Source organism: Synechococcus sp. MU1655 (genome assembly GCF_023630655.1).
Lineage (GTDB): Bacteria > Cyanobacteriota > Cyanobacteriia > PCC-6307 > Cyanobiaceae > Synechococcus_C.
In genome coordinates, this window is record NZ_JAKUHK010000092.1 from 1 (window position 1) to 6,973 (window position 6,973).

At 54.3% G+C, this 6,973-nt stretch carries 6 protein-coding genes and 1 tRNA gene; 3 read left to right on the forward strand and 4 right to left on the reverse strand.

Features of this window, described 5'->3' with window-relative positions:
- The 3 genes from pepN to NCN04_RS05850 form a co-directional block, all read right to left on the reverse strand.
- Window positions 1-2,420, reverse strand: a 2,420-nt coding sequence (gene pepN, locus NCN04_RS05840; RefSeq protein ID WP_250395467.1) for an aminopeptidase N, incomplete at its 3' end; no start/stop codon positions are given.
- 99 nt (window positions 2,421-2,519) lie between these two features.
- Entirely contained in the window at window positions 2,520-2,978 is a 459-nt protein-coding gene (locus tag NCN04_RS05845; RefSeq protein ID WP_048348085.1) for a DUF8650 domain-containing protein, read from the reverse strand.
- A gap of 67 nt (window positions 2,979-3,045) precedes the next feature.
- The gene (locus NCN04_RS05850) at window positions 3,046-3,618 is read right to left on the reverse strand and encodes a hypothetical protein (RefSeq protein ID WP_048346238.1); all 573 of its coding nucleotides are present in this window, start codon (window positions 3,616-3,618) and stop codon (window positions 3,046-3,048) included.
- Window positions 3,619-3,720: 102 nt separating this feature from the next.
- Here NCN04_RS05850 and NCN04_RS05855 point away from each other — a divergent pair, with 102 nt between their 5' ends.
- A complete protein-coding gene (locus tag NCN04_RS05855; protein WP_250395468.1) occupies window positions 3,721-4,872 on the forward strand; it encodes a histidine kinase in 1,152 nt (383 codons plus the stop codon).
- A gap of 46 nt (window positions 4,873-4,918) precedes the next feature.
- A tRNA-Glu gene (locus NCN04_RS05860) sits at window positions 4,919-4,991 on the forward strand.
- A gap of 226 nt (window positions 4,992-5,217) precedes the next feature.
- Here NCN04_RS05860 and NCN04_RS05865 read toward each other — a convergent pair.
- Window positions 5,218-5,718, reverse strand: coding sequence for an SRPBCC family protein (locus tag NCN04_RS05865; RefSeq protein WP_048348084.1), 501 nt, complete (start codon window positions 5,716-5,718; stop codon window positions 5,218-5,220).
- A gap of 186 nt (window positions 5,719-5,904) precedes the next feature.
- Between NCN04_RS05865 and NCN04_RS05870 the strand changes: the two genes are divergently transcribed.
- A partial coding sequence (locus tag NCN04_RS05870) for an FAD-binding oxidoreductase (protein WP_250395469.1) occupies window positions 5,905-6,973 on the forward strand: 1,069 nt, incomplete at its 3' end.

Sequence of the window (6,973 nt, forward strand, 5' to 3'; positions counted from 1 at the left end):
TCCGCGTGAAACACCAAAAGGTTGCCAGCGAATCCTCCCAACACCGCACGCACAGCATTGGGCGCCATCGGATCAAACCGCGGATGCTGCAAGAGAGAGGTGACACGTTGCAAACCATCTGCGCGAGGCGTCGACGCTTCCAAAGCAAACCAACTGTCAAAGATCACTGGCTTCTCTTGCCAACGGTCGTGGAATTGGCGCAACGCTTCCTCTCGTTCTGGGCAATCCAAAGGCTGTAGCGCCCTCAGAGCTGCGCGAGCCAAGGTCATTGAAGGACCACTCACAGCAGTCACAGCAGCGGCGCGCACCGTTGAATCACCGGCTGCGGCTAGCCAGGCCCAGATCAAACCGGTGAGTTGTCTCTGTCCCTGCCCTTCGGGCCAAGCCAAGTCAAGATCGGCCGCCACACCATTCAGCCGCTCGCGCAGCAGTGGCGCCAAAGATTGACTCAATTGCTCGCGGAGCTCGCAAGCCGCTCGATAGAGAGCTGGCGGATCAGCCTCCTGCTGGAGGGCTTCCAACTCAGGGCCACCAGGGAATGCCATCAAAGTGGAAAGCACCGCAGGATCCTGTTCTCCATCTGGGGCCAGGAGCACGGTCAACGCCTCCAGCATCTGGTGTTCCAGATCGGCATTCGGGCTTCCAGATGCCCGAGCCAGCAACACCCTTCTCCACAGTTGTTGTCCCGCATCCCAACGGGCGAAAGGATCGTTATCACAAGCCAAAAGGGTGAACAGCTCAGCTGGCTCTTGACCCGCCTCCCAATGCACTGGAGCAGAAAATTGCCGGAAAAGGGAAAGGGCAGGGGGCTGTTCTGAACAGGGCAGACCCGTGAGCTCAAGCGTTTGCTCCTCCTGATCCAAGACGAGGAGCTGTTCTTCCCCAGGCACACCATTGGCAGGGACCAGGGCCCAGAGCAAGGGAATCACAAGGGGCTGCTTATCTGGTTGCCCCGGCGTTGGCGGTGTGCTTTGACGCAGTCTTAGGCGCAAGAGCCCGCGAGTGGCATCCCAGTCACGTTTCACGGTCACCGTGGGAGTACCAGCTTGGTCATACCAACGCTTGAACTGATCTAAATCAAAACCAAGGCGTTCACCTTCAATGCACGCACCTTCAGCAATCGCCGATACAAAGTCGTCCGTCGTGGCAGCTTCACCGTCATGGCGTTTGAAATAGAGAGCCATACCACGCATGAATCGTTTCTCACCCAGAAAAGTTCTGAGCATGCGAATTAACTCAGCGCCCTTCTCGTAAATCGTGGTGGTATAGAAATTATCAATCGCCTGGTAGGCATCTGGCTTCACAGGATGGGCAGTGGGCCCCGCATCTTCTCGAAACTGTGTGTTGCGGAGCATGGCAACATCTTCAATCCTTTTTAAGGCTTCTGAATGAAGATCAGCGGTAAAACATTGATCTCTAAAAACAGTGAGTCCTTCCTTTAAAGACAGCTGAAACCAATCGCGGCAGGTGATGCGATTCCCAGACCAATTATGAAAGTACTCGTGGGCAACAACACTTTCAATTCGCTCCAGTTCGGCATCTGATGCTGTTTCAGCATCGGCAAGAACCAACTTGGAGTTAAAAATATTGAGACTCTTATTCTCCATCGCCCCCATGTTGAAGTGGCGCACCGCAACGGTGTTGAACTCATCAAGGTCATATTCCAAGCCATAAACCTGCTCATCCCAGGCCATCGACCGTTTCAACGACTCCATGGCATGGGCCGTGAAGGGCTCATCTCCTGGCTCAACGTGAAGCCTCAAGCTCACCTTGCGGCCGGAAAGGGTCACAAACCGATCCCTAACCTCGCGAAGATCGCCGGCCACTAGCGCGAACAGATAGGAAGGCTTCAGGGATGGGTCCTCCCATGTCACCTCGTGGCGAGAGGGATCACCAACGAGTGGTCCAGCACTTAAGGCATTGCCATTGGAGAGCAACACCGGATAACGATCGCGATCGGCCTCGATACGAACGGTGAACCGACTTAGAACATCGGGGCGATCCGGGTGATACGTAATACGCCTAAACCCCTCGGCTTCGCACTGAGTGGTCAACATCCCCCCACTGGCATAGAGGCCCTCCAGCGAAGTGTTGGCCTGCGGGTCAATCCTGCACACCGTCGTGAGCTGAAACGGCACCTGCGGGGGCTGATGAATCACCAGTCCTTCCGCGGTAAGGCTGTAGTCGGAAGGCTGGAGCTCGTTGCAATCGATCGCGATCGATTGCAACAGCAAATCCACCCCTTGAAGCTCAAGAGCTTGGGGCTCCGGTCCCAACACCGGCGTCAGCTCCATTCGACAGGTGACCTCAACCGAATCGGACCCGATCACCACATCCAGAGCAATGGATGGAATACGAAAGGGAAAGGGTTTGTAATCCTTCAGCCGAATCGTCGGAGCAGTGGTGGAGGCGGAAGCCATGGGCAGGAGTCTCTACACCGATCTTGGCGTGCAGAGGTCCACTCCGTGGAGGCACCAAGCCAGGAGCTGGTGTCTCCACTCTCATTCGTCTGGTGCTGATTATTTGGCGGCCTGCTTCTTCAACGCCTCTTCCACCTTTTTCTTGACATCGGCGGGAACCTTGTCGGGACAGAACTGCATTGCACCGGTGATGATTTGAAATTCAGCGCCAGCGAACAACTGCTCATTGGTGAGCTTTTTGCTGCCTGTGGATGCAACCATGCCGCCGTGCCGTCCATTGAGGAGTTGGACATAAGTTGCCGCAGCTACGCCAACAGCTTTCGGGAACTCAATGCCTGCCGTGCGTGCATTGCACACGTAGGACGACCCCATGCCGCGATAAAGGAACACGTCTTCATTGCTTGCAGGCGATGTGGGCGCCTTGCCGGCCGACTGAGCCATCGCAGCAGGACCTGCTAAGCAGAGAGGCAGCAAAAGCAATGGTGCCGACAGAGCAGAACGGAGTCGGTTAAGGGGACGCAAAGGATCAAACCGGAATACGCAGCCATGGTGCCGCATGTTCACCGTTTCGGGCTAGGGGAGAGATGTCTAAATTTGACTCAATCTGATTCAAATCGGATCTTTTTCAGCGCTGGATCGGAGCTGAAGCATCCTCCATCCTTGTTTCGTGGTGATGTTCAACGATCTCGAGCACATTGTTTTGCCAGCTGTAAATCGCTCGAGAGCGATAGCGGTCCTCATCAATCAGTCGGGTGTACTCCTGCACATCCCAGTCTCCGTAATGGGATTCAAACACCATCTCATGTTCATCGACCTGCCGAATTCGGGTGCGATGGGGGGTTTGCTCGAGATAAGCACGATTGCGTTGAAGTTGGTGGCCCATCAAAGTGGCTTCCATGACTCCGGCCTTCTCATAGCGAGGCTTCTGATCAAAAAAGTCGGTGTCGCGTTCAGGCCACCAACTAAATCGGTAGCGGGGCTCACCGAATTGAAATTCCGAAAAGATCTCAACCCGGATCATCATGTCCAGGAAAAACACCTCCTCATTCTTGAAGAGGTACTGACGTCTTGATCGCCAAAGGCCAAGGTTGCGCGCAAACCACCGCCTCAGATTGCTATCGAGATGCAGGCGCTCAGAAGGTGGGGGCGCTCCGTTGGGTGGGTTTGAGCCTCGTTGTTCAAGCGGCAGAAGGGGCATGCCGTCTCCTCAGTAACAACAGAGTGTTCTCCTTCTTTTAGCGGATCTGCGAGGCTGAGCAAAAACCCATAAGGTAAGCCTCAACATTGCGAAGCCCTCTCGGTGGATGGGATTGATCGCAATCCGCGTCAAAAACTGAGTTTGTTACTCGTTGCTGGTCGCCACCATTTGTCCAGCCGCGATCTTCGCGAGTTGGTGGAATTTTTGCAGAACGAAGATTGCGGATTCGACGTCAGCCTTCAAATTTCAGATCCAACCCAACAACCTGAGTTGCTGGAACTCCACCGCTTGGTGGTCACACCCTCTTTGGTGAAGCTGCAACCACAACCCAAGCAAGTCTTTGCAGGCAGCAGCATCTTTCAGCAACTCCGAGGCTGGTTGCCTCGCTGGCAGCAAGACGAGGTGGTGAGCGGACTCGGTTTAAGCCTGAAGCCCACAGAGCTGGATGGAAGCAGAACCCAACGAGAGCTCCAGCTGGAAGATCAATTATTAGTGCTGCGTCAGGAAAACGAAACGTTGATCGACCGTCTGCAGGCTCAAGAGCGCTTGCTGAGGATGGTGGCTCATGAACTGCGTACGCCACTTACGGCGGCAACCTTGGCCATGCAAAGCCAGGAATTAGGCCAGATCGATATCCATCGATTCAGGGATGTTCTGAAACGACGCCTCGAGGAAATCGCCCTGCTCTCGAAAGATCTCTTGGAAGTGGGTAGCACACGCTGGGAAGCATTGTTCAACCCTCAAAGGCTGGATTTAGCCAGCGTTGCAGCTGAAGCGATTCTCGAACTGGAGAAACTTTGGCTCGGTAGAGATGTGACCATCCACACCGACATCCCGGCAGATCTCCCCAAGGTGTTTGCGGATCAGCGCAGAATGCGCCAGGTGCTTCTGAATTTGCTGGAAAACGCTCTGAAGTACACACCCAATGGAGGCTTGATCTCATTGACCATGCTTCATCGAACCAGTCAATGGGTGCAGGTGAGCATCAGCGACAGCGGGCCAGGGATTCCAGAAGAAGAGCAACAGCGCATTTTTCTTGACCGAGTACGGCTTCCTCAAACATCAGCCGGGGCTTCTGGGTTTGGGGTTGGACTCTCGGTTTGCCGACGCATTGTTGAAGTGCATGGCGGCAGGATCTGGGTGATTTCGGAACCAGAAAAAGGAGCCTGTTTCACCTTCAACGTGCCCATCTGGCAGGGCCAAGGTCAAGAGAAGGAGAACGTTGTCTTGACGGAGGGTCAGGCTGAACCGTAATTTCACAGGGTGCCGGAAGTTCAGAAGAGCTCTCGATCACGTTCTTGGCCCCATCGTCTAGAGGCCTAGGACACCTCCCTTTCACGGAGGCGACAGGGGTTCGAATCCCCTTGGGGCTACTGAATAACTAGATGAGACTTCATCTGGTTTGACCAACACTCTCCTCTCCAGGGGAGTTTTTTTTATGCACTATTCAGGAGGCCCTTGGGGCTCAGATCGAGACATCTGCTGAGGAGGAGAACCATGGCCAGGAGACAACGACGCTCTTTCTCTTGCAGGGAAGGACGAGAGACCGAATTCCAATGGAATCCAATGCCAGAAAGCTCTGAAGAGACGTCAAGATCCCTAACGAGCAGCTCTGCGTCTCGCTTCGGCTTCAACAGCTTTGAGGTTGGTGGTGAGATCGTCACGCAGCCGTTGTTCGATCAGGCCTATGGGCATACCCAAACAACCCTGAACAGTGAGTTCGTAGAAAAGGGCCGTTGCCTCGGGCATGGTTCTCAACCGCCAGGTCCCCTCAAAACGCCGGAAATCACCCTTCGTCATCTTGAATTTCAGCGTCCCCTCAGGCGCAAATTCTTCAAGCTCCAGCTCTACAGAAGCCGAAAACTTCATTCCCAGAAATTGCTGACATCCCTCTTGCTGCAGATGAACAATGTTGTCGTCTCGCCGCAAAAGTCGACTACTTGCAAGGTTGGGGATGAAGGCGCTCAGCTGGTCGTAATCCGTCAGAACAGTCCAAATCTGATCTGCTGATACCGGTGTCAAAAGCTGAGCAGCAAGGCGGCGGACGCCATCAGACATCCTTTCAACAGTCTGTTCAATAGGCTGATGATGCGACAACATCGCCTCTCCTGTGGGCATTTCGCCACGCTTCAGTTGTGTCAGACCACTGAAAGATGCCAAACCGTTTTCGCTTCTAATCCTGAGAGATTGACGTCGTTGACTCTAATGAAGAAACCTCAATTCAGCGCAAACTGATTGGCAAGTCAGTGGTGACGCTTATAGTCGCGCCATAACTGGGCATTTTCAATGCGAGTCAGCGCGACACCACAGACAACTGATGAACGGGCATTCACGATTGTCTTCACAGGCTTGGGTGGGCGTCGGGCAGAGCTATCTCGCTTAAACGTCTCGTACGGCCGTCTTCGGGACACCATTTGCGTTCTTCTCTCTCGGGGAGCACGCATCCAGTCCGTGAGTCCAACGGGCTCAGAGCAGGAAGCCGCACCCGTTCCATCTGCACCACCTGTTTCCGCCCCTGTGACCACTTCCAAAGAAAAGCCCGCTGCCAAAGCAAAGCCCGCTGCCAAAGCAAAGCCCGCGGCTAAACCTGTGCCGGTGAATCTCTACAAGCCGAAAGCTCCTTTCCTAGGAACTGTCACCGAGAATTATTCCCTACTTAAAGATGGCGCGATTGGTCGTGTGCAGCACATCACGTTCGATCTGAGCGGTGGTGATCCACATCTGGAATACGTGGAAGGTCAAAGCATCGGGATTGTTCCCGCTGGTGAAGATGCCAAAGGGAAGCCCCACAAACTGCGCTTGTACTCCATTGCAAGTACTCGCCACGGCGACAATCTAGAGGGCAACACCGTCTCCCTATGCGTCCGCCAGCTTCAGTATGAAAAGGATGGAGAAACCATCAACGGTGTTTGTTCCACCTACCTTTGCGATGTTGAGCCGGGTACCAAGGTCAAAATCACAGGGCCTGTCGGCAAGGAAATGCTCCTTCCCGAGGACGAAGAAGCCAATGTGATCATGCTGGCCACTGGCACCGGTATCGCCCCGATGCGCACCTACCTGCGTCGCATGTTTGAGCCGAGAGAGCGAGAGGAGAACGGTTGGAACTTCCGAGGCAAAGCTTGGTTGTTTATGGGAGCACCCAAAACAGCAAACCTGCTTTATGACGATGACTTCCTTCATTACGAGAAGGAATACCCCGATAATTTCCGCTACACCAAAGCCATCAGTCGGGAACAACAGAATCCAAAAGGCGGGCGGATGTACATCCAAGATCGCGTGTCTGAGCACGCTGAAGAGATCTTCGCAATGATCGAGGATCCCAAGACGCACGTCTACATGTGTGGCCTGCGTGGGA

What these genes read in the sequence shown, in the direction of transcription:
- NCN04_RS05845 (WP_048348085.1), bottom strand. Translation starts at nt 2,978, where the DNA reads ATGCGGCACCATGGCTGCGTATTCCGGTTTGATCCTTTGCGTCCCCTT.
- NCN04_RS05865 (WP_048348084.1), bottom strand. Translation starts at nt 5,718, where the DNA reads ATGTTGTCGCATCATCAGCCTATTGAACAGACTGTTGAAAGGATGTCT.
- NCN04_RS05850 (WP_048346238.1), bottom strand. Translation starts at nt 3,618, where the DNA reads ATGCCCCTTCTGCCGCTTGAACAACGAGGCTCAAACCCACCCAACGGA.